The organism is Roseomonas populi (genome assembly GCF_024594815.1).
Lineage (GTDB): Bacteria > Pseudomonadota > Alphaproteobacteria > Acetobacterales > Acetobacteraceae > Roseomonas > Roseomonas populi.
In genome coordinates this window covers 164,098-182,498 of the sequence record NZ_JANJOU010000002.1, presented here as the reverse complement: position 1 = coordinate 182,498, position 18,401 = coordinate 164,098, and the positions used below count along the sequence as shown (strand labels likewise).

Below are 18,401 nucleotides of genomic sequence, written 5' to 3'. Positions count from 1 at the left end.
CCATGGTTGTCATCGTGACCGGCGGAACCTTCGGGATCGGCCGGTCCATCACCCTGGAGCTGGCCGGGCGCGGGCACGCGGTGGTGGCCTTCGGCGTGGAGGCCCGGCAGGTCTCCAGCATGGCGGAGAACGCCATACCCGGGCTCCGGGCGGAGCTGGCGGGACGCGGCCTCGATGCCGAGGTGCTGGAAGCCGACGTCTCGCGGGCGGATGAGGTGCAGCGCGTAGTGGACGTGGCGCTGCAGCGCTTCGGCCGGATAGACGCGCTGGTGAACAACGCCGCCATCGGCCCCCTGGGCACCGTGCTGGACACGGACGAGGCCCTTTGGGACCGGATCATGGCGGTGAATGTGAAGGGGCCCTACCTCTGCGCCCGCGCGGTGCTGCCGCACATGATCCGGCAGGGTGGCGGATCCATCGTCAACGTCGGTTCCGGCGCCGGCTACGGCAAGCCCAACATGGCGGCCTACGCGGCCAGCAAGGGCGCGGTCCATACGCTCACCATGGCGCTGGCCTACGACCACTTTCACGACAAGGTCCGGGTGAACACGGTGATCCCGGGCGGCGGCGGCATCGTGAGCGGGATGAGCCTCGGCCGCGTCGGCGGCGATGAGAGCAAGTTCGGGCGGGGCGCTCCCGGCACGGCCGCCGGGCGGGTCGCGACCGGCGAGGACCTTGCCCGCGCGGTCGCCTTCCTCCTCTCGGAGGACGCCGCGGCGATCTCGGGGACGGTGATCGACGTGGGCTGCTTCGCCCACCAGGGCGGACCCATTCCACGCAAACCACAGGCTTGAGCAGAGGGAGCGGAAGCGCATGAGCGAGGTATTGGCGGCCAGCCGTCCCAAGCGGAGCCTAGCCTGGTACGAGCTGAAGCAGGAAGTGGAGGAGTTCCTCTACGCCGAGGTGGACCTGCTGGATGAGCGGCGGTTCGAGGAGTGGCTGGATCTCCTCGCGGAGGACATCGTCTACTTCATGCCGATGCGCCGCAACGTGAAGTTTGGCCAGCACGCCGAGCGGGAGAACACGAAGCTCGGCTCCGGCATCAGCTGGTTCGACGAGGACAAGTGGACGCTGACCAAGCGGGTAGAGCAGATCCTGACCGGCGTGCACTACGCCGAGGAGCCGCTCTCCCGCGTCTGCCACATGCTCACCAACGTCCAGCTCCTCCAGGCCGATCCCTCCCCCGAGGAGGCGAAGGAGGTGACGGTGAAGAGCCGGTTCCTTGTCTACCAGAACCGGGTCGAGCACGAGACCTACACCCTCGTCGGCAAGCGCACGGACGTGCTCCGCCGGCACGGGGATAGCTGGCAGGTCGCGAAGCGGGAGATCATCCTCGATCAGAACGTCCTGCTCGCGAAAAACCTGACGGTCTTCTTCTGATCGGCCGGCGATAGAGGGCAATCGACATGGTGAACATCTTCGACCTGAAGCCGGGCGACACCATCCGCCTCAAGAACGGCAGCCTGTGCGAAGTGGTGGAGAACATGGAGGACGGCATGTGGGTCATGGTCCGCTACGTCTCCTCCCCGAGTGACCCTTCCATGGAGGGCGAGGAGGAACTCTGCCACGCGGAGCAGGTCGTGGAGACCGTCTCCCAGTAGCTCCGGGCGGCTGCGCACCTTACCAGGGTCGCCCGTCCATCGCGGCAGCCGAGGGCGCCGCACCTGATTCGTCCGGCCCTGCCGCGCGGTCATACGCGCGGCAGGGCCGAGCTATTCCTGGTCCTTGTTCCGCCCGCCGCCAGCGGGGCAGCCCAGCCTTGCCACAACCCCTTCGCGCATCACGCGACGTTCTTCAGCGGAGTTCGGCTGTCGCCCGCTCTTGATGGTTGACTGTATCCACGGCTTGTCTTTTTCTACTTCCCGGAATGCTGTCCGCTTGATGGACACATCGAGCACCCGTCAGCAGATGGACCCGAAGACGCAGCCCGGATTGCCAGGGCGCATCGGTGACAGATCCCGGAAAGCCGGCGCCTGAGTCCGGCAGGTGAGCGCAGCGAGGAAACGATGAATACGACCAGACGGACAATGATGCGGCGGCTAGCGCTTGCCCTGGGGCTGATCCTGCCGCTCTCGGCCCAGGCAGCGGATCCCTGGCCGCAACGCACGATCCGGGTCGTCGTTCCCTATCCGCCTGGCGGCCCGGCCGACATCATGGGGCGCCTCGCGGCCCAGAAGCTCGGTGAGCGGCTGGGCGTGAACACAGTCGTCGAGAACCGCTCGGGCGCGAGCGGGACCGTCGGCGCCGAGGCGGTCCGGGCGGCCGCACCTGACGGCTACACCTTGCTCGCCGCGCCGAGCGTGCACGTCATGGGGCGCCAGGTGCTCCGGAGCGTGCCCTACGACCCGGTGGGTGACTTCACCCCGATTGCCCGGCTCGGCCAGGGCCCGTTGCTCGTGCTGGCGAACCCCTCGGTGCCGGGCCGGACCATCGCGGAGATGCTGCCGGCCCTTCGGGCGCAGCCCTCAAACTTCTCCTTCGGCCTCTCCGCCTTTGGTGCCGCCAATCATCTCGCCGTACTCGACTTCAATCGTCGCGCCGGGCTGGACCTCCTCATCGTGCCCTACCGCGGATCCGGCCCCGCGCTGACCGACCTCATCGCCGGCCAGTTGCAGCTGATGATCGACCCGATGAGCGCCGCCCTGCCGCATGTGCAGGATGGCCGCCTGAAGGCGCTGGCCGTGACGAGTGCGCGCCGGAGCCCCATCGCCCCCGAGATCCCCACGGTGGCCGAGAGCGGCATGCCCGGGCTGGAATTCGCCTCATGGTACGGCGTGTGGGGACCGCGGGGCCTACCCGCGGAGATCGTGCAGCGGGTGAACGCGGCGCTGGTTGCCGGCATGCGGGACCCGAACGTGGTGGAGCGGCTGGCGGCGCTGGGCAATGAACCGGTGACGGAGACCCCGGAGGAGTTCGCCGCCTTCATCGAGGCCGACGTGAGGCGGAACACGGAGATCCTGCGCACCGCACGGTACCAGCCGGAGTGACGCTCGCCATAGGCCGGGCGGCACCCCGCCCGGCCATCATGGATGCCGCGCGCTGCGCCAGGCGCGGTGGCCTCGTTATTTCGGCTCTCTTCGAAGTTGCCGAACGGCAGACTGCGGCCCTCATGCGCCGACGCCACCTCGCTGCGTAGCAACGAAGCCGCAGGAGCTGATCACTCAGCGTAGGTCTCGCCAAATGATACGATCAACATGTCCTCCGACAAGGAGGACGGAGGAAGCCTCAACAATGCGCCCATCCTCATCCCGGCGCCTGCTGGTGGCATGTGCTGCCGCGCTCGGCCTTTCCTTTCATGCAGACAATGCCCGGGCCGAATTCCCCGACCACCCCATCCGGCTGGTTGTTCCCTTCGCGGCGGGCGGCGGCACTGACATCGTCGCGCGCCTCGTCGCCTCCCGCATGGGGGATCGGCTCGGTCAGCCGGTGGTGGTGGATAACAGGGGCGGTGCCGGCGGCAGCGTCGGCTCCGACCTCGTCGCGAAGGCGCGGCCGGACGGGTACACGATGCTGATGGCAACGGTATCCACCCATGGCATCAACCCGGCGCTGTACCGGACCCTGCCCTTCGACCCGATCCGCGACTTCGCTCCCGTCTCCCTTCTCGTCACCGTGCCCGGGGTCGCGGTGGTGGGCACGGGCCAGCCCTTCCGCACTGCGGGCGACCTCGCGTCCACGATCCGTACGCGGCCCGGCACGATCACCTACGGGTCGCAGGGCGTCGGCGGCATCGGCCACCTCATGGGGGAGATGTTCGCCCGCCAGGCTGGCGGACAGGCCGTCCATGTTCCCTATCGCGGTGCCGCGCCCGCTATGCAGGATCTCGTCGCAGGCCGGATCGCGGTGGTCTTCGACACGCTGCCCGGTGTGATCTCCCAGATCCGCGCCGGCAGCGTCCGACCACTGCTCGTCGCATCGTCCACCCGCCTACCCGCCCTGCCGGACGTACCGAGCGCGCCGGAGTCCGGCCTGCCCGGCTTCGCCGCGGCTACCTGGAACGCTCTCCTTGCCCCTGCGGGCACCCCGCCGGAGGCTGTTCGGGCCCTGAACGAGGCGGCCGTCGCCGCACTGCGTGCCCCAGGAATGACGGAACAGCTAGCGGAGATGAGCGCGGAGGTAGTCGGTTCCAGCCCGGACGAGCTGAACCGCTTCATGCGGGCGGAGCTGGCCCGCTGGGCTCCTGTCGTGGAGGCCAGCGGCGCCCGGGTGGAATAGGGCTGCGGGCGCAGCCGCGCAGCCCAGGCCCGGCCCTACGGCCCCTTCCGGGCCGGGGGCGTTCCGCCGAGTGCCGCCGTGATCTCGTTCGCCGCCTCGATCGCCAACTGGCCGAAATGCTGGGCCTGGGCCGGGTCGATGCGCGCCTCTGGCCCGAACAGCCCGACGGAGCCGGCCACCTGCTGTCCCGCACCGAAGAAGGGGGCCGCGATGGCGACGGCACCCCGGAAGACCTCGCCCAGGCTGATCGCCATCCCCTCCTCGCGGCAGCGCTGCAGATCCGCCGACAGCTTGGCGCGGTTCACCTCTGACGGGAGTGACCGCCAGATCGACTGGGCCAGGGCATCGTCCTCCATGACATGCGCTAGGATCGCCTTGCCGCTCGCCCCGCGGCTGATGTGCTCCGTCTCGCCGACGCCGCGCGTGATGTTGAGGACGTGCCGGCTCGGCATCTCCAGGATGCAGAGCCGCTTGTCGCCCCTCAGGATGAAGAGCGCGGCCGTCTCTCCGGTCACGTCGCGTAGGCGCTCCAGCACGGGGCGGGCGATCGCCGAGACGTCGATCTCCGAGGTCCAGACATGGGCGAGCGACATCACGGCCGGTCCCAGCCCGAAGCGCTGCGGCTCGCCGGAGGCCTGGACCAGGCCGCTGGCGATGAGGGTCTGCAGGAGCCGGTACAGGGTGGGGCGGCTGATACCGGTCAGGCGCTGAAGCTCCACGACGGTGAGGCGCGGGCGCTCGCTCGTGAACGCCTTGAGGATGGCGACGGCGCGCTGCACCGCGCGGACGCTCTCGCCTTCCCCGGCCTCCGTGGCGTTGGTGGACATACTCAACTTGATTGCTCCCCCAGAGCTTCCCTATAGTGCTATTGAGATTGCTGTCCACCCTACGGACATCAACCCTCCCCGCCTGGGGTCGTCATGATGCCACCGATCGGTTCGCCGCCGAAGGGGCCAAGCCCGCGTCCAGCCGGCCGAGTTCGGGCGCAACGGAACGTGAAAGGGAGCAGGAATGCCTGAAGTGACCTACGTCGCCGCCGATGGGACCGAGCGGAAGGTCCAGGTGCCGGAGGGCCGCTCCGTCATGCAGGGAGCCATCCAGAACGGCGTCCGCGGGATCGATGCCGATTGTGGCGGCGTGCTCTCCTGCGCGACCTGCCATGTCTACGTGGACCCGGACTGGGTGGACCGGCTGGAGCCGCCGAGCGAGGACGAGGAGGACATGCTCTCCAACACGGCCGCCGAGCGCCGGGACGGGAGCCGCCTGAGCTGCCAGATCGAGATGACCGAAGACCTGGATGGCCTGCGGGTGCAGATCCCCGAGACGCAGTCGTGAGCGACGGCCTCGTCGTCCTCGGCGCATCCTACGCCGGGGTCCAGATCGCGGTGAGCGCCCGGGAGAGCGGCTATGACGGCCCGATCGCCATCATCGGCGACGAGGCAGAGCTGCCGTACCAGCGCCCGCCCCTCTCCAAGGGATATCTTTCCGGCAAGGTGGACGATGCTGCGCTGCCCCTGCGGAGCGCCGGGTACTATGAGGAGCATCGGATCAGGCTCCACCTCGGTACCGCTGCCACGGCGGTGGACCGGCGCGGCCGGGCGGTGGTGATGGCGGACGGGACCGAGCACCGCTTCGATCGCCTGGCCTTCGCCACGGGCAGCCGGGCCCGCACCCTTCCCCTCCCCGGTAGCGATCTGGACGGGGTCTACACGCTGCGCTCGCTGGCCGACGCGCGCCGACTGCTTGCCGCGATGGGATCGGCGGAGCGGGCGGTCGTGGTGGGCGGTGGCTATATCGGGCTGGAGGTCGCCTCCACCCTCGTCACGGCCGGGTGCCAGGTGACCGTCCTCGAGGCCTCGGACCGTCTCCTCTCCCGCGCCGCGGCACCGCCGCTCGCGGCTTTTGTCACCGAGGTGCACCGCGGCCGGGGCGTGGAGATCGTGACGGGGGTGCAGGCGACCCGTCTCATCGGCGAAGAAGGGCGGGTCACGGCGGTGGAGAGCACTGACCACGTCTCACGCCCGGCGGACCTCGTCCTCGTCGCGGCCGGCGCCATCCCGAACGGGGAACTGGCCGTGGCGGCCGGGCTCGCCTGCGACCAGACGGCGATCATCACCGATGCCTGCGGCCGCACCAACGAGCCGGAGGTGCTGGCGGCCGGCGACTGCGCGGCCACACGCCAGGGAGCGGCGGTGCTGCGCCTCGAGTCCATCCAGAACGCGACGGATCAGGGCCGCGCGGCCGGGAAGGTCGTAGCCGGCCGGGCGGAGGAGCACCCGGTGGTGCCCTGGTTCTGGTCCGACCAGTACGAGCTGAAGCTGCAGATGGCCGGCCTCGTCGCCGGATACGATCGGCACGTCATCCGCGGCAGGGCCGATTCAGGCCGCTTCGGCATCTACTACTTCCGGGACGGCCGCCTGATCGCAGTGGACACGGTGAACAAGCCGGGAGATCACCTCACCGCCCGCAAGCTCGTTGCTTCGCCGGCGGGCATCACGCCCGAGGCCGCGGGGGACGAGAGCGTGGACCTACGCTCCTTCCTGAAGGCGCAACAGGCCGCGATCTGATGTCGCGTCGGTGCGCGGGCATCCTCCTCGGCTCCTTTGAGGAGGACCGCGCACCGCGAAATTCCCGGTTCAGACGGGAACCTTGATGCCCAGCACCTCGATCGCGTGCTTCGCGAGCTGCTTCTTCTGGATCTTGGAGCTGGCGGTCATGCCAATGCTCTCGAAGTCCTCCACCACCCGCACGTAGCGCGGCACCTTGAAGCCGGCCATGTTCTCCTTGCTCCAGGCAATGAGCGCCTCCGGCTCACAGGATTGGCCCTCGTTGAGGATGACGAAGGCGCAGGGAACCTCCATCAGCCGGGAGTCGGGCACGCCGACCACCACGGCCTGCCGGATGGCGGGGTGGCGGTTGAGGATGTCCTCGACCTCGGCGGGGGAGACGTTCTCCCCGCCGACCCGCACCAGGTCCTTCGCGCGGCCGGCGAACTCAAGCCGCCCCGCCTCGTCCAGCCGGCCGAGATCGCCGGTGAGGAGCCAGCCCTCGGACGTCAGCGTCTCCGCGGTCTCCTTGGGCTTGTCGAAGTAGCCCTGCATCACGTTCCAGCCGCGCACCAGGATCTCGCCCGTGCCGCCGGGGGGCAGGTCCTCCCCGCTGTCCAGGTCGCGGATGCGGACCTCCACGCCGGGCTGCGGGCGCATGTGGCCGCTGATCCGGACCTCCTCAGGCTCCCACCAGCAGGACTGCGAGATGTTGGGAGACGCCTCGGACATGCCGTAGCCCACCACGCAGTCCCGCGCGCCCATCTCCTCGATGATCCGCCGGACGATGCTGGGGGAGGCCGCGGCCCAGGCGCCGCGCAGCGCCAGGCTGCGCCGCGCCCGGTCCGGGTGGTTCAGCAGCATCAGCGCCATGGTATCGTTGCCGGAGAAGTGCGTGCAGCGCTCCTCCTCCATGATCCGCAGGGCCTCGGCCGGCTCGAAACGATCCATCGTCACCAGGGTGGTGACGTGCTGGATGCAGGAGAGGATGGAGAGCGTTGAGCCCGCGACGTGGAAGAAGGGCCGCGCGCTGTGAAAGCGGTCCGCGACGCGCAGGCCCATCCGGCCGCCCGAGAAGAAGGCGTTGGCGCACATGGAGCGGTGCGTCAGCATCACGCCCTTGGGGAAGGAGGTGGTGCCAGAGGTGTACTGCATCAGCAGCACGTCCTCCGGCACGCAGCGGGGCGGCGCCTCGTTCCCCCTCCCGGCCGAGAAGAAGTCCTCCCAGGACCGTGCCCCTGCCGGCACGTCGGTACCCACCACCACGACTTGTTGCAGATCGGGCAGGCTCGCATCGGGTAGCGCGCCGTCCAGGCCGGGGATGATGCCGCGCAGCATCGCCACGAAGTCGATCTTCAGGAAGCGGTCGACCACGAAGAGCCGCCGCACCCGGGACTGACGCAGCGCATAGGCCATCTCCTCCGCCTGGAAGCGCGTGTTCACCGGCACGGTAACAGCGCCGATCGAACCGAGGGCGAGGAAGATCGAGACCCAGCGCGGCCCGTTGCCCATCAGCAGCCCGACATGCTCGCCACGCCCGACACCCTCGGCAAGAAGGGCGGCGCGGATCGCCGCGACCTCCTCCTCAAGGGCCGCGAAGGTGATCCGGCCAGACGGGGCGACCACCGCCTCCACCTCCGGCGCGATCGTCACCGCGCGACGCAGCGCCTCGGCGACCGTAAGTGGGCAGAGACCCTCCAGGGCCAGCCCGGTCACGACGAGGCTTTCCCGAAGGTGCCCATCGTCTTGCGCCACTCGCCGCCGGCCAGGCTCTCCTCGATCGCCATCAGCTCGGTGGCCAGCGCACCGCGCGGGTCCCGCTCCAGCCCCTCGTCCACGCAGCGCTTGGCCAGGCGCATGGCGGCGGGCGGGGCGCCCGTGATCGTCGATGCGATCTCGGCCAGGGTCGCCTCCAGCGCCTCGGGCTCGACCACGCGCGTCACGAGCCCGCCCTCACGTGCCTCCTCGGCGGACAGTGTGCGGCCGGTGAACATCATGTCCTTCGCGAGCCGCTTGCCGAGCACGCGCGAGAGGCGCTGCGTCGCGCCCACCGTGCCCCACAGCGCCTCCGGCGTGCGAAAGCCCGCCTTCGGTGTGGCGACGACGAAGTCGCAGGCGGCGGCGATCTCGACGCCCGAGCCGACCGCCTGCCCTTCCACGACGGCGATGCTCGGCATCGGCAGGCGCTCGATCGCATCATAGGCGGCGAAGCCTTTCAGGCGGCGGGCGCGGACCTGGTCCTCGGTCATGCCCTTGCGCTCCTTCAAGTCCGCCCCGGCGCAGAAGACCGGCCCCGCGGCGCGTATCACGACGAGCCGCGCATCCTCGGCCACCGCCCGGCGGGTGGAGGCGAGCAGGGCCTCGGCAAGGCCGGTGTTCAGCGCGTTGCGCGCCTCTGGCCGGTTCAGGGTGAGGGTGGCGACCCCATTCTCCGAGAGATCCCACAGCACCTCGTCACGCACAGCGATCTCGCTCACAGCGCGCCATCCTCCCGCAATGCGGCGACCCGCGCCGCGTCCATCCCGAGGTGCTCGCGCAGCACCTCCTCCGTGTGTTCGCCCAGGAGGGGTGGGCGACCGAAGCGCGGGTCCTCCCACCCGTCGAAGCGCAGCGGCGAGCGCAGCCCCGGGAACTCGCCCAGCGTCGGGTGCTCGAAGCGCTGAACCAGGCCGCGTGCTCTGACGTGCTCGTCCGCCATCACCTCGTCCAGCGAGAGAAGCGGTCCCGCGGGAACGCCTGCTCCGTCCAGCACGGCGAAAGCCTGCGCGCGCGTCAGCTTCTCCATGGCGGAGGTGATGCCCTGCATCACCTCCTCCCGCCGCGCCACGCGGCCGGAATTGGTGCCCAGCTCCGGGTCTGCCAGCATCTCGTCCAACCCTAGCGAGCGGCAGAGCGGCTCCCAGTGCTGGTCGGAGACGGTGATGTGCAGCCACTTCTCGTCGCTGCATCGGAAGCTGGCGGAAGGGACGCGCCCCGGATGCTCGGTGCCCAGGCGCGGCGGAACCTCGCCGAGAGCGAAGAAGCGCGCGGCGGCAATGGTGAGCTGGGACACCTGCGCGTCGAACATCGAGACGTCGATGTGCCCGCCCTTCCCTGTCCTCACGCGCCCTTGCAGCGCGGAGAGGATGGCGATGGCGACCCAGAGGCCGGAGGTCAGGTCGGCCACGGGCAGGCCGGGCTTCACCGGCCCGCCGCCGCGCTCGCCCGTCAGGCTCATCAGGCCGCTCATGGCCTGGAAGACGGTGTCGTAGCCCTTGCGGCGCGCGTAGGGGCCGGATTGACCGAACCCGGTGCAGGAAACGTAGATCAGCCCGGGGTTGAGGGGCGCAAGGTCCGCGTAGGCCAACCCTCGGCGCTTCAGCGTGCCGACCGGGAAGTTCTCTACCAGCACGTCGGCCTTCGCCGCGAGGTCGCGGATGATCGCCCGGCCCTCCTCGCTGCGGAGGTTTACGGTGATGGAGCGCTTGGAGCGGTTGAGGGCCATGTAGTAGCCGCTGACCTCCTCGCCCCCTTCTGCCTGCGCGAAGGGCTCGAAGCTCCGGGTCTCGTCGCCGCTTCCGGGCTGCTCCACCTTGATGACCTCGGCGCCCATCTCGGCCAGGATCATCGTGGCGAAGGGGCAGGCGAGCACACGCGACAGGTCGAGGATGGTGATCCCTTCGAGGGGCCTCATGCGGTGGCGGCCTTTCCGTCCGAGAGAAGTTCCTTGAGGCGCAGGAGCGCGGGCGGCGGCAGCAGCGCCGCCGCCTCGGCGAGCGCGGACGCCTCCTCCAGCACCCTCTCCGCCGGCACCACCCGATCCACCAGCCCGAGCGAGAGCGCCTCGCCGGGCGGGATGTCGCGGCCGGTCGCCAGGAGGTCGAAGACGCGCCGCGGCGGCAGATGGCGCAGGAGCACCGGGGCCATCAGCGCCGGCAACATGCCGTGCCGTGCCTCGGGAAAGCCGAAGCCGGCCGTCTCCGCCAGCACGGCCATGTCGCAGGCCAGCGCGAGCGCCGCCCCGGCCCCGAGGGCCGCGCCGTGTACGGCCGCCACCACCGGCTTGCCGATGCGGGACGGCGCCGCCAGCAGCGCCGGCGTCAGGGCGCGCCGCGCGGCCTGCGCCTCCGGATCGTCTCGCAGCGCCTTCATCTCGCCCAGGTCGGCGCCGGCACAGAAGCCCGGGCCGTTCGCGGCCAGCACCACGGTGGCCACGCCCTCGTCAGCGCCCGCGCGCTCCAGCGCGGCCAACAGCGCCTCGATCAGCGGGCGGTTCAGCGCGTTGCGCTTTTCCGGCCGGTTCAGGCGGAGGATGCGGACGCGTCCGCGATCCTCCTCCGCCAGCAGGGCCTCCGCCCCGCTCATGCCGCCCCGCCCGCCAGGCGCAGGCGCGCCGCCTCGGCCTCGGCCACCAGCTTCGCCACCACCTCGGCGGCGGGCGGGATGTCGTCGATGAGCCCGGCAGTCTGCCCCGCCTCCACCTTGCCGCGCTCCACGTCGCCCTCCAGCGCCGCGTGCTTCAGCGTGCGGCTCATATACAGCTCGGCCAGCAGCTCCTTCGCGTGGCCCGCCCGCTCGGCGGCGTCCACCTCGGCGGTGAAGAGGTTGCGGAGCTGGCGCACCGGCAGCCCGCCACGGCCGACGAGAGTGGTGTCGGACAGGCCCGCGCGCCGCACCGCCTCCTTGTAGGCAGGGTGCACGCTCGCCTCCTCTGTCATCAGGAAGCGCGTGCCGAGCTGCGCGCCCTCGGCACCCAGGGCGAACATCGCCGCGATCCCGGCGCCATCGGCCACGCCGCCCGCACCGATCACGGGCGCCTTCACGCCCGCCTTCACGACCGCGCGCACGAGTACCATGGCGGAGACCTCGTCCGGCGCCGGGTGGCCGCCCGCGTCGCCGCCGACCACGATTAGCCCGTCCACCCCCGCCGCGTCCGCCTTCTGGGCGTGCAGCGGCGAGGCGACGACGTGCAGCCATTTCGCGCCATAGGCCCGAAAGCGCGGCAGCGCCTTCGGCCCGCCCTGGGAGGCGATGATGACCGGCACGCGCTCCGCCTCCGCGATGTCCAGGAACTCCGCGGAGCGCTTGTTGTAGAGCGGTACGTTCAGCGCGAAGGGCGCGTCCGTGCCCGCCTTCACCGCGCGGATCGCCTCCACCAAGTCGTCGGGTCGCATCGGCCCGGCGGCGATCACCCCGAGCGCGCCGGCGCGCGAGACCGCGAGCGCGAGGGGCGCGGAGGAGGACGCCCAGCTCATCCCGCCCTGCACGATGGGGTGGCGGATGCCGAGCAGGCCGGGCAGGCGTGAGGGGAAGTTCATTGTCGCGGTCAAAGCGATTCTGCTCCCGATTGCTTCACGAGCGGTCCCCACTTCGCCGCCTCGGACCGCAGGAATTCCAGGTACTCCTCACCCGTGACCGGCGACGCGACGCCGCCCTGGGCGGCGAAACCCTGGACCAGGGCCGGATCGCGCAGCGCGGCCCCCGCCGCTGCCTCCAGCCGCGCGCGGATCGGCGCAGGCAGGCGGGGCGGCGCGGCGAAGCCGTACCAGTTGTCGGAGTTCACGCGCGGGAAGCCGAGCTCGGCCGTGGTGGGCACCGCCGCCAGGGCGGGCACGCGCCCGCCGGTGGTCACCGCCAGGGGGCGGAGATCGCCAGTATCGATGTGCGGCTTCAGCACTGGCACGTCGGCGGTCATGAAGGTGAAGCGGTTCGCGAGGAGGTCCGTCGCCGCCGGGGCCGCGCCGCGATAGGGGATGTGGGTTGCCTCCATACCGGTCTCGGAGGCGAGCAGCGCGCTGGCGAGGTGCGTGATGGAACCGACCCCGGCCGAGCCGTAGGTGACCGGGCTTCCCTTCGCCAGCGCGATGAGGGCGGCCAGGTCGCGCGGCCCGCTGCGTGCGTTGACCACGACCACCTCCGGCACGCGCACCACGAGGGAGAGGTGCGTGAGGTCCCTGTAGACGTCGAAGGGCATCCGCTGGCGTGGGAGGGCCGGCGCGATGGAGAGCGCGCCCGGCCCGCTGATGCCGATCGTAATGCCATCGGGCGCCGCCTTCGCCACGGCCTCGTGCCCCACCACGCCACCCGCGCCCGTCCGGTTCTCGACCACCACGGGCTGGCCCAGGTCGCGCGCCAGCGCCTCGGCGAAGAGGCGCCCGAAAATGTCGGCGGGGCCGCCCGCCGCGAAGGGCACGATGAGGCGGAAGGGACGGTCCGGCGCCCAGGAGGCGCCCTGCGCGGCGGCCCGGTGGGGCGTGGCGAGGGGCCACCCGAGGAAGCCCCCGGCCGCAAAGCTTAGCACGCGACGCCTGATCACGACCCCGCTCCTTCACAGGGGCAGCCCGCACGAGTGCCGGCCGCCATTGTTCTCCGGCAGGAGCTACCGGCCTTAGTTGACCTTGTCAACGATAACCGGCCGGTTGTGGCGCACTTGCCTCGATTGATCTGGCGGCTTACTTGTTGATGATATCAACATTATGCGCCAGCCGCCATGCGGCTGCGCAGGTGGGGTGGTGCCACCCTCCTTGTTCCTGCCTTCAGCATCGCGCGACGCGGAGTATGCCCATGGCTCCCTGCAGATCACCCCGGCGGTTCATCCTTCGTGCCGGCGGCAGCCTGGCGTTGTCCGGACTGGCCCGGCACGCCCTAGCCCAGATTCCCGCACAGACCCGGGCAGCCAGCGTCCCATGGCCCACCCGCACCGTCCGCTTCGTCGTGCCGTTCGCGCCGGGAGGGCCGGTGGAGGTGCCTGCGCGCCTCATCGCCGATCACCTCGCGCGGCGCCTCGGCCAGCCCTTCATCGTGGAGCCGCGCCCGGGGGCCGGCGGCGCGCTGGGCGTGCAAGCGGTGCTGCAGGCCGGGGACGGTCACAGCCTTGTCTTCACCACCTCCTCGGTCGCTACCCTGCCGGCCCTCCAGCGCAACCCCGGCTTCGATCCGCTACACGACCTGCTGCCCGTGACCCTCGTCTCCGAAGTCCCGCTCGCGCTGCTCTCCCGCCCAGACTGGCCGGTCCGGGACTTCGGGACCTTCCTCCAGCGAGCCCACGGCGGGGCGCCGGCCTTCTCCTTCGCCTCCTCCGGCGCCGGCTCCACCACGCACCTCGCGGGAGAGCTGCTGAAGGCGCGCGCGGGGATCGAGCTGCTGCACGTTCCCTATCGCGGCGCAGGGCAGGCCGTGGGCGCCCTGCTGGCCGGCGACACGGACCTGCTGATCACCGGCCTGATCGAGGCCCTGCCGCACGTGAAGGAGGGGCGGATGCGGGCGATCGCCGTCACCTCCGCCGCCCGCAGCCCTGCCCTTCCCGACACCCCCGCCGTCGCGGAGGCGGTGCCGGGCTACGAGGTGCCGATCTGGTACGCCGTGCTCGCGCCGCGCGGCACGCCTCCGGAGGTGGTGGATCTCCTGGCAGCCGAGATGGCGCCTTTGCGCGCGGGGACACCGCTTGCCGTGCGGATGGAAGCGTCGGGCGCTACCCTCCTCCTCGACGGGCCCGCGCCGCTGGCCCGGCGATTGGAGCGGGAAGTCGCCCTCTGGAAGCAGATCCTCCCCTCCGCCGGCATCAGGCCGGAATAGGCTCGGCGGGTGTTACGAACCGGACCAATGGTTGTGCAGTGAGGAGGACGCGGCCCGGCTAAGTCTCGAATTCGGCCCTTCTCGGTTCTGCGTACCCGCAATCTTTGAGTCCGGCCTTTGTAGGCGACCGGACCTCACTGGCCGATGGTCGAGAACGGCAGCTTCGCGCCCAAAGCGGCTGTCCGCGTACCACCGTCGCCTTCCGGAAAACGAACATCGCCGTTCATCCGGCATTAGCCGCGGCGGGCGGCAAGCAGACATCAGGAACAGGATCTGAAGCGGCGCGATGCCTCAGTCCACTCAGTGCGACCTAGTGCCCAATCCACCTCTTGCCATCCCCGTACTTGCATCCACGCCGGACCAGGGCGCTGCGCGACGACCCGAGCGCCGAACCAGCGGGCGAGCTTCTCCACGCGTTTATTCCCGCTTGCAGTATCACCGACGATTGCAGTGAGTTGAAGCGTTCCAAACCCGTAGTCCAGTAAGGCTGCCACTACGTCCAAAGCGAGCCGAAAGCGGCCCCATTCGGACGGAGCCAGCTCAATACCGAGAACAGCAACGTCAGAGTCTGACTTACGCAGGCCAGCACTTCCGCACAGCCTTCCACTTCGCCGATCGAATATGCCGAGCTGGATGTTGGTCCGGGGATCCTCATCCTGCCACGTCATGAACAGATCAAAGAGCCTACTGGCCCTCTCGGAGTCCTGTGGATTGAAATCATACAGCCGTAGATAACGTGGGTCATTCTGGTAACCGATAAATGCATCTCGATCGTCATGGTGAAAGTCACGGAGCAGGAAGCGGGGCAGGTCGATAAGCACAGGTTGCATGCTGCGAAGCTTGTAAGAGCGGCGGAATGCCCGCAACCGGCCAGCTTCGCCCGTCAGCCCAGCGCCCGTCTCGATCCTCCGGGTGCCGTGGTCGCTTTCCGGAAAGCGGGCACAGCTGCTCAAGGGGCATATAGCCGCTTGGGATGGAAACCGGCCCCGTCCTCTTCTGGATCGATGAGGCCTGGACCTAGTTCCCGAGGGCGAACTGGACGGCGACGGAAATCTGGAGCGCGGGGGTATCGCGGTTCAGTCCGGCGCCGCCGGCCACCCCGACCACGGCGCCGTTCGGCAGGCGGTAGCGGAACCCTGCCTGGAGCAGGCTGAAGTCGCGGTCCCCGCGCTCCTGCTGCGAGTGGGCGTAGGTGAGGACGAGGGCGACGTCGCTTGTGACGGCTTGGCCGATGGAGGCGTTGAAGAGGTAGCGGTTGGTCCGATCCCCGGGTTGGGGATCGATGCGCGTGGTCCAGCCGAAGTTGGCATGGATCCCGAGGGGCAGGCGCCCCGGGCGGAACGTCTTGCCGACGAGCGCCACGCCCTCTGCCTCATAGGCGGTGCGGCCGGGGCCGTAGATCGTGCGGACGCGGCCGAGGAGGCCGACCGCGGGGGCGGTGCCCCGGTCCTCGGAGAGCTGGTAGAGGAGGCCGAGGCCGCTGGTGCCGCCAGCGCGGGCGCGCTCGCGCTCCTCCTGGTGCTGCGGCAGGGCGTCCCCGTCGGTGAGGTCGACGGCCGTGCCGAGACGGCGGCGGGTCTCGAGATTGCCGTAGGCGCCGGTCTGGCCGAGGCGGAGCTCCAGCCGGGGAAAGACGCCCATCTCATACTCGGTCTGGATCGCGCCGGTGTCGCGGATCCGGCCCTGGCGCGCGCGCTCATAGGCGCCGACGAAGCCGATCTCGGCGGTGCCGGGGGCAGCGGCGATCGGGTCCGTGATCTCGAACGGGTCGTCGGCGAGCTCGATCGGCTCGTCCTGGGCGGCGACGGGGCGGGCAGCGAGGATGAGGAGAGCGAGGACGCGGCGGGACATCGGGCCTGCCCTTAGGTCGGGCAAGCGCGGGGTGCCGGGGGGAGGCGCGCGGGCCGCGCCGGGCTGAACCGCGGCACCCCGTGGGAGATCGGGAAGCAGGGTACGATCCCTTGAATCTGCGTCTTCGTCAGCCGGAACAGATCAGCCATGGCAGCCCCTCTGGCCGCCATGGAACCAGCCAACCCGATCAGATGCTACCCGGAAACAAAAGGTCCTGGGTCCAGGGGGTGTCGGCCGCCACCACGACTATGCCTGTTTAGGGTTCGGGGACGGCGCGGCGCTTACCCTCCGCCTTCCCGCCTTGAATGGCGCGACGTGGAAACGGTGGCGAGGCCATCCGAGAGGGCAAGCCAGTTCAGGTCGATTTCAACCTCCACGCCTGCGTAAAAGACGGCGTCTCCGGACAGCTTAGCCTTTCCGCTAAGCGCCCATTCCAGTCATCGGCATCCCACAAAGGAAAACTCGACAGCGGACATTAAGGCGCAAGCTCAAGGCCGGTTCTGCCCGGCAAAATCGACCTCGGGCCTACCCGGTTGGGAGTACACCACCGAGCGAGCGAGTTACATCTGCGGCGACCTGGAGCAGCACCGGACTGGCCGTTTCCGCTGCTTCCCGAGTGAGCCGGGTCACCGGCCCGGTGAGGCAGAGCGCCCCGGCGAAGCTTTCGCCCGGCCCGAAGACAGGGGTGGCCATGCCCGCGACGTGGGGATCCCTCTCGCCGCCCGTGTAAAGCGGGACCTTCGCGGAGGCCGCCTCCTCCGGCAGGGGCACCGCGCCAAAGATCCGCAGAACTTGGGCAATGGCAGAATTGTCCATCGGCAGCATGTCGCCCTGCCGGACATGCAGCCGCAGCCGATGTGGAGAGTCGACGCGGTAGAGGCAGAGCCGGTGCTCGCCGCTCCGTACGTAGAACGAGGCGCTCTCGCTCGTCTCCGCCACCAGCCTCTCGAGCGCGGGCATCACATGCGCCTCCACCCGGAAGGATTGCTGGTAGACGGAGCCGAGCCGGAACAGCTCCGCCCCCAGGCGGTAAGAGCCGTCCGGGAGGCGGGCGAGGTAGCCGTGCTCCTCCATGGAGATGGCCAGCCGCATAATTGTGGTCTTCACCAGCCCCGTCCGGGCAGTCAGCTCGGCCAGGGTCACGGCGTCGTCGCCCTTGCGGAACGCGGAGAGCAGGGTCAGGGCTCGGCCTGCCGAGGCAACGCCCTCCAGCGAAGCCTTCGAACGGGTCTGGGTGGTCATGGCGTCCACCGTTACGGTCCGCCCCGGCGCACGGCAAGCCGCAAGCCCGAGCCGTGCCCGGTCAGGCTACGTGGGAGAAGAGCGGAAGGCCCCGCACGTCCAGTGTGACCCTGAGGATGCTCCCCGTTTCCGACTCCGTGACGAAGAGATCCCGTCCATCCGCCCCGCCGAAGGCCAGGTTGGTCGTGGACCATCCCGCGCAGGAGGCGATGCGGGCGAGCGGCTCGGCGCGGGGCGAGAGGCGCCAGACGGTGCCGAATCCGGCATGGGCGACCAGCAGGCAGCCCTCCTCGTCGAGCGCCAGCCCGTCCGGCCCGCTCGGGCCGCCGTGCAGGTGGCAGAAGATGCTGGCCTTCGTCACGCTGCCGTCCGCGTGCAGCGGCAAGCGCCAGATCTGGTTCGCCCGCGTCACCGCCACCAGCAGGAAGGAGGCGTCCGGCGCCACGACGATGCCGTTCGGGCTGGGCACCGTGTCGATCAGGAGGTCCAGGCGCCCGTCCGTGCCCAGGCGGTACACCCGGCCCGTCGGGTCCTGCAGGCCGGTCTGCCCCTGGTCGGTGAAGTACATCTCGCCCGAGGGCCCGAAGACGAGGTCGTTCACGCCCTTGAAGCTCTCGGAGCGCGCGGTCTCCAGGAAGGGCGTCACGGCGCCGCTGTCGGGGTCCAGCAGCATGATCCCGCGCTTGTAGTCCGTGATGAAGATCCGCCCATCCCGGTGGATCTTCAGCCCGTTCGGCCAGCCGTCATACTCGGCCACCTGCTCCCATTCCCCCTCGGGCGAGACGCGGAAGACGCGGCCGAAGGGGATGTCGGTGACGTAGAGCCGCCCCTGCCGGTCGAAGGAGGGACCTTCAAGGAAGCTGTCCACCGGTTTGCCCGCGCGGTTGGCGTCGCTCCAGGCGGTGCGGCGGGGGTTCCGGAACCGGTCCGGCAGGCGCGTGAAGACCTCGGTCTCGATCCGGGGCGGGGGCGCGAAGAAGCTCATCGCGGGCG

The 18,401-nt window shown here is 70.1% G+C and carries 19 protein-coding genes; 8 read left to right on the top strand and 11 right to left on the bottom strand.

The features are described from left to right. Nucleotides 1–2 precede the first annotated feature (2 nt). The 5 genes from NRP21_RS03855 to NRP21_RS03835 all read left to right on the top strand — a co-directional run bounded on the left by NRP21_RS03855 (nt 3) and on the right by NRP21_RS03835 (nt 4,215). On the top strand, nt 3–794 hold the full coding sequence (locus NRP21_RS03855) for an SDR family NAD(P)-dependent oxidoreductase (protein WP_257714858.1): 792 nt from the start codon (nt 3–5) through the stop codon (nt 792–794). A 19-nt stretch (nt 795–813) separates the two neighbouring features. Next, on the top strand, nt 814–1,380 hold the full coding sequence (locus NRP21_RS03850) for a 3-phenylpropionate/cinnamic acid dioxygenase subunit beta (protein ID WP_257714857.1): 567 nt from the start codon (nt 814–816) through the stop codon (nt 1,378–1,380). A gap of 26 nt (nt 1,381–1,406) precedes the next feature. Beyond that, nucleotides 1,407–1,601, top strand: coding sequence for a hypothetical protein (locus NRP21_RS03845; RefSeq protein WP_198384160.1), 195 nt, complete (start codon nt 1,407–1,409; stop codon nt 1,599–1,601). 405 nt (nt 1,602–2,006) lie between these two features. After that, a complete protein-coding gene (locus NRP21_RS03840) occupies nt 2,007–2,987 on the top strand; it encodes a Bug family tripartite tricarboxylate transporter substrate binding protein (RefSeq protein ID WP_257714856.1) in 981 nt (326 codons plus the stop codon). 244 nt (nt 2,988–3,231) lie between these two features. Continuing rightward, a complete protein-coding gene (locus NRP21_RS03835; protein ID WP_257714855.1) occupies nt 3,232–4,215 on the top strand; it encodes a Bug family tripartite tricarboxylate transporter substrate binding protein in 984 nt (327 codons plus the stop codon). A gap of 35 nt (nt 4,216–4,250) precedes the next feature. Here NRP21_RS03835 and NRP21_RS03830 read toward each other — a convergent pair whose 3' ends face one another. After that, nucleotides 4,251–5,042, bottom strand: a complete 792-nt coding sequence (locus NRP21_RS03830) for an IclR family transcriptional regulator (protein WP_257715098.1) — start codon at nt 5,040–5,042, stop codon at nt 4,251–4,253. A gap of 184 nt (nt 5,043–5,226) precedes the next feature. Between NRP21_RS03830 and NRP21_RS03825 the strand changes: the two genes are divergently transcribed. Both NRP21_RS03825 and NRP21_RS03820 read left to right on the top strand, forming a co-directional pair. Then, nucleotides 5,227–5,550: a 2Fe-2S iron-sulfur cluster-binding protein gene (locus NRP21_RS03825; protein WP_257714854.1), complete on the top strand. Its 324-nt coding sequence runs from the start codon at nt 5,227–5,229 to the stop codon at nt 5,548–5,550. After that, complete coding sequence (locus tag NRP21_RS03820) at nt 5,547–6,782, top strand: NAD(P)/FAD-dependent oxidoreductase (protein ID WP_257714853.1); 1,236 nt, start codon at nt 5,547–5,549, stop codon at nt 6,780–6,782. The genes NRP21_RS03825 and NRP21_RS03820 overlap by 4 nt, the downstream gene beginning before the upstream one ends. A 69-nt stretch (nt 6,783–6,851) precedes the next feature. Here NRP21_RS03820 and NRP21_RS03815 read toward each other — a convergent pair whose 3' ends face one another. From NRP21_RS03815 to NRP21_RS03790, 6 genes are read right to left on the bottom strand one after another with little or no spacing between them, the layout of a single operon-like run. Continuing rightward, entirely contained in the window at nt 6,852–8,477 is a 1,626-nt protein-coding gene (locus tag NRP21_RS03815) for an AMP-binding protein (protein WP_257714852.1), read from the bottom strand. After that, a complete protein-coding gene (locus NRP21_RS03810) occupies nt 8,474–9,238 on the bottom strand; it encodes an enoyl-CoA hydratase/isomerase family protein (RefSeq protein WP_257714851.1) in 765 nt (254 codons plus the stop codon). Before NRP21_RS03810 ends, NRP21_RS03815 begins: the two co-directional genes overlap by 4 nt. Then, entirely contained in the window at nt 9,235–10,434 is a 1,200-nt protein-coding gene (locus NRP21_RS03805) for a CaiB/BaiF CoA transferase family protein (protein ID WP_257714850.1), read from the bottom strand. Before NRP21_RS03805 ends, NRP21_RS03810 begins: the two co-directional genes overlap by 4 nt. After that, the gene (locus tag NRP21_RS03800) at nt 10,431–11,105 is read right to left on the bottom strand and encodes an enoyl-CoA hydratase/isomerase family protein (protein WP_257714849.1); all 675 of its coding nucleotides are present in this window, start codon (nt 11,103–11,105) and stop codon (nt 10,431–10,433) included. Before NRP21_RS03800 ends, NRP21_RS03805 begins: the two co-directional genes overlap by 4 nt. Continuing rightward, nucleotides 11,102–12,070 (bottom strand): NAD(P)H-dependent flavin oxidoreductase, encoded by a 969-nt coding sequence (locus tag NRP21_RS03795; RefSeq protein WP_257714848.1) that lies wholly within the window; start codon nt 12,068–12,070, stop codon nt 11,102–11,104. The genes NRP21_RS03800 and NRP21_RS03795 overlap by 4 nt, the downstream gene beginning before the upstream one ends. Further along, entirely contained in the window at nt 12,067–13,056 is a 990-nt protein-coding gene (locus NRP21_RS03790; RefSeq protein WP_257714847.1) for a Bug family tripartite tricarboxylate transporter substrate binding protein, read from the bottom strand. The genes NRP21_RS03795 and NRP21_RS03790 overlap by 4 nt, the downstream gene beginning before the upstream one ends. 428 nt (nt 13,057–13,484) lie before the next feature. Here NRP21_RS03790 and NRP21_RS03785 point away from each other — a divergent pair, with 428 nt between their 5' ends. Further along, on the top strand, nt 13,485–14,315 hold the full coding sequence (locus NRP21_RS03785) for a tripartite tricarboxylate transporter substrate-binding protein (protein ID WP_257714846.1): 831 nt from the start codon (nt 13,485–13,487) through the stop codon (nt 14,313–14,315). A 260-nt stretch (nt 14,316–14,575) separates the two neighbouring features. Here NRP21_RS03785 and NRP21_RS27995 read toward each other — a convergent pair whose 3' ends face one another. The 4 genes from NRP21_RS27995 to NRP21_RS03770 all read right to left on the bottom strand — a co-directional run bounded on the left by NRP21_RS27995 (nt 14,576) and on the right by NRP21_RS03770 (nt 18,393). Beyond that, nucleotides 14,576–15,145: a GNAT family N-acetyltransferase gene (locus NRP21_RS27995; RefSeq protein ID WP_408639598.1), complete on the bottom strand. Its 570-nt coding sequence runs from the start codon at nt 15,143–15,145 to the stop codon at nt 14,576–14,578. A gap of 187 nt (nt 15,146–15,332) precedes the next feature. Continuing rightward, nucleotides 15,333–16,166, bottom strand: coding sequence for a hypothetical protein (locus tag NRP21_RS03780; RefSeq protein WP_257714845.1), 834 nt, complete (start codon nt 16,164–16,166; stop codon nt 15,333–15,335). Between the two features lie 525 nt (nt 16,167–16,691). Next, the gene (locus NRP21_RS03775) at nt 16,692–17,408 is read right to left on the bottom strand and encodes an IclR family transcriptional regulator (RefSeq protein ID WP_257714844.1); all 717 of its coding nucleotides are present in this window, start codon (nt 17,406–17,408) and stop codon (nt 16,692–16,694) included. A 61-nt stretch (nt 17,409–17,469) separates the two neighbouring features. Continuing rightward, on the bottom strand, nt 17,470–18,393 hold the full coding sequence (locus NRP21_RS03770) for an SMP-30/gluconolactonase/LRE family protein (protein WP_257714843.1): 924 nt from the start codon (nt 18,391–18,393) through the stop codon (nt 17,470–17,472). Nucleotides 18,394–18,401: the final 8 nt, after the last annotated feature.

Coding starts and splice junctions, on each gene's coding strand:
- NRP21_RS03855 (WP_257714858.1), top strand. CDS start 3: ATGGTTGTCATCGTGACCGGCGGAACCTTCGGGATCGGCCGGTCCATC.
- NRP21_RS03850 (WP_257714857.1), top strand. CDS start 814: ATGAGCGAGGTATTGGCGGCCAGCCGTCCCAAGCGGAGCCTAGCCTGG.
- NRP21_RS03845 (WP_198384160.1), top strand. CDS start 1,407: ATGGTGAACATCTTCGACCTGAAGCCGGGCGACACCATCCGCCTCAAG.
- NRP21_RS03840 (WP_257714856.1), top strand. CDS start 2,007: ATGAATACGACCAGACGGACAATGATGCGGCGGCTAGCGCTTGCCCTG.
- NRP21_RS03835 (WP_257714855.1), top strand. CDS start 3,232: ATGCGCCCATCCTCATCCCGGCGCCTGCTGGTGGCATGTGCTGCCGCG.
- NRP21_RS03830 (WP_257715098.1), bottom strand. CDS start 5,042: ATGTCCACCAACGCCACGGAGGCCGGGGAAGGCGAGAGCGTCCGCGCG.
- NRP21_RS03825 (WP_257714854.1), top strand. CDS start 5,227: ATGCCTGAAGTGACCTACGTCGCCGCCGATGGGACCGAGCGGAAGGTC.
- NRP21_RS03805 (WP_257714850.1), bottom strand. CDS start 10,434: ATGAGGCCCCTCGAAGGGATCACCATCCTCGACCTGTCGCGTGTGCTC.
- NRP21_RS03800 (WP_257714849.1), bottom strand. CDS start 11,105: ATGAGCGGGGCGGAGGCCCTGCTGGCGGAGGAGGATCGCGGACGCGTC.
- NRP21_RS27995 (WP_408639598.1), bottom strand. CDS start 15,145: ATGCAACCTGTGCTTATCGACCTGCCCCGCTTCCTGCTCCGTGACTTT.
- NRP21_RS03780 (WP_257714845.1), bottom strand. CDS start 16,166: ATGTCCCGCCGCGTCCTCGCTCTCCTCATCCTCGCTGCCCGCCCCGTC.
- NRP21_RS03775 (WP_257714844.1), bottom strand. CDS start 17,408: ATGACCACCCAGACCCGTTCGAAGGCTTCGCTGGAGGGCGTTGCCTCG.
- NRP21_RS03770 (WP_257714843.1), bottom strand. CDS start 18,393: ATGAGCTTCTTCGCGCCCCCGCCCCGGATCGAGACCGAGGTCTTCACG.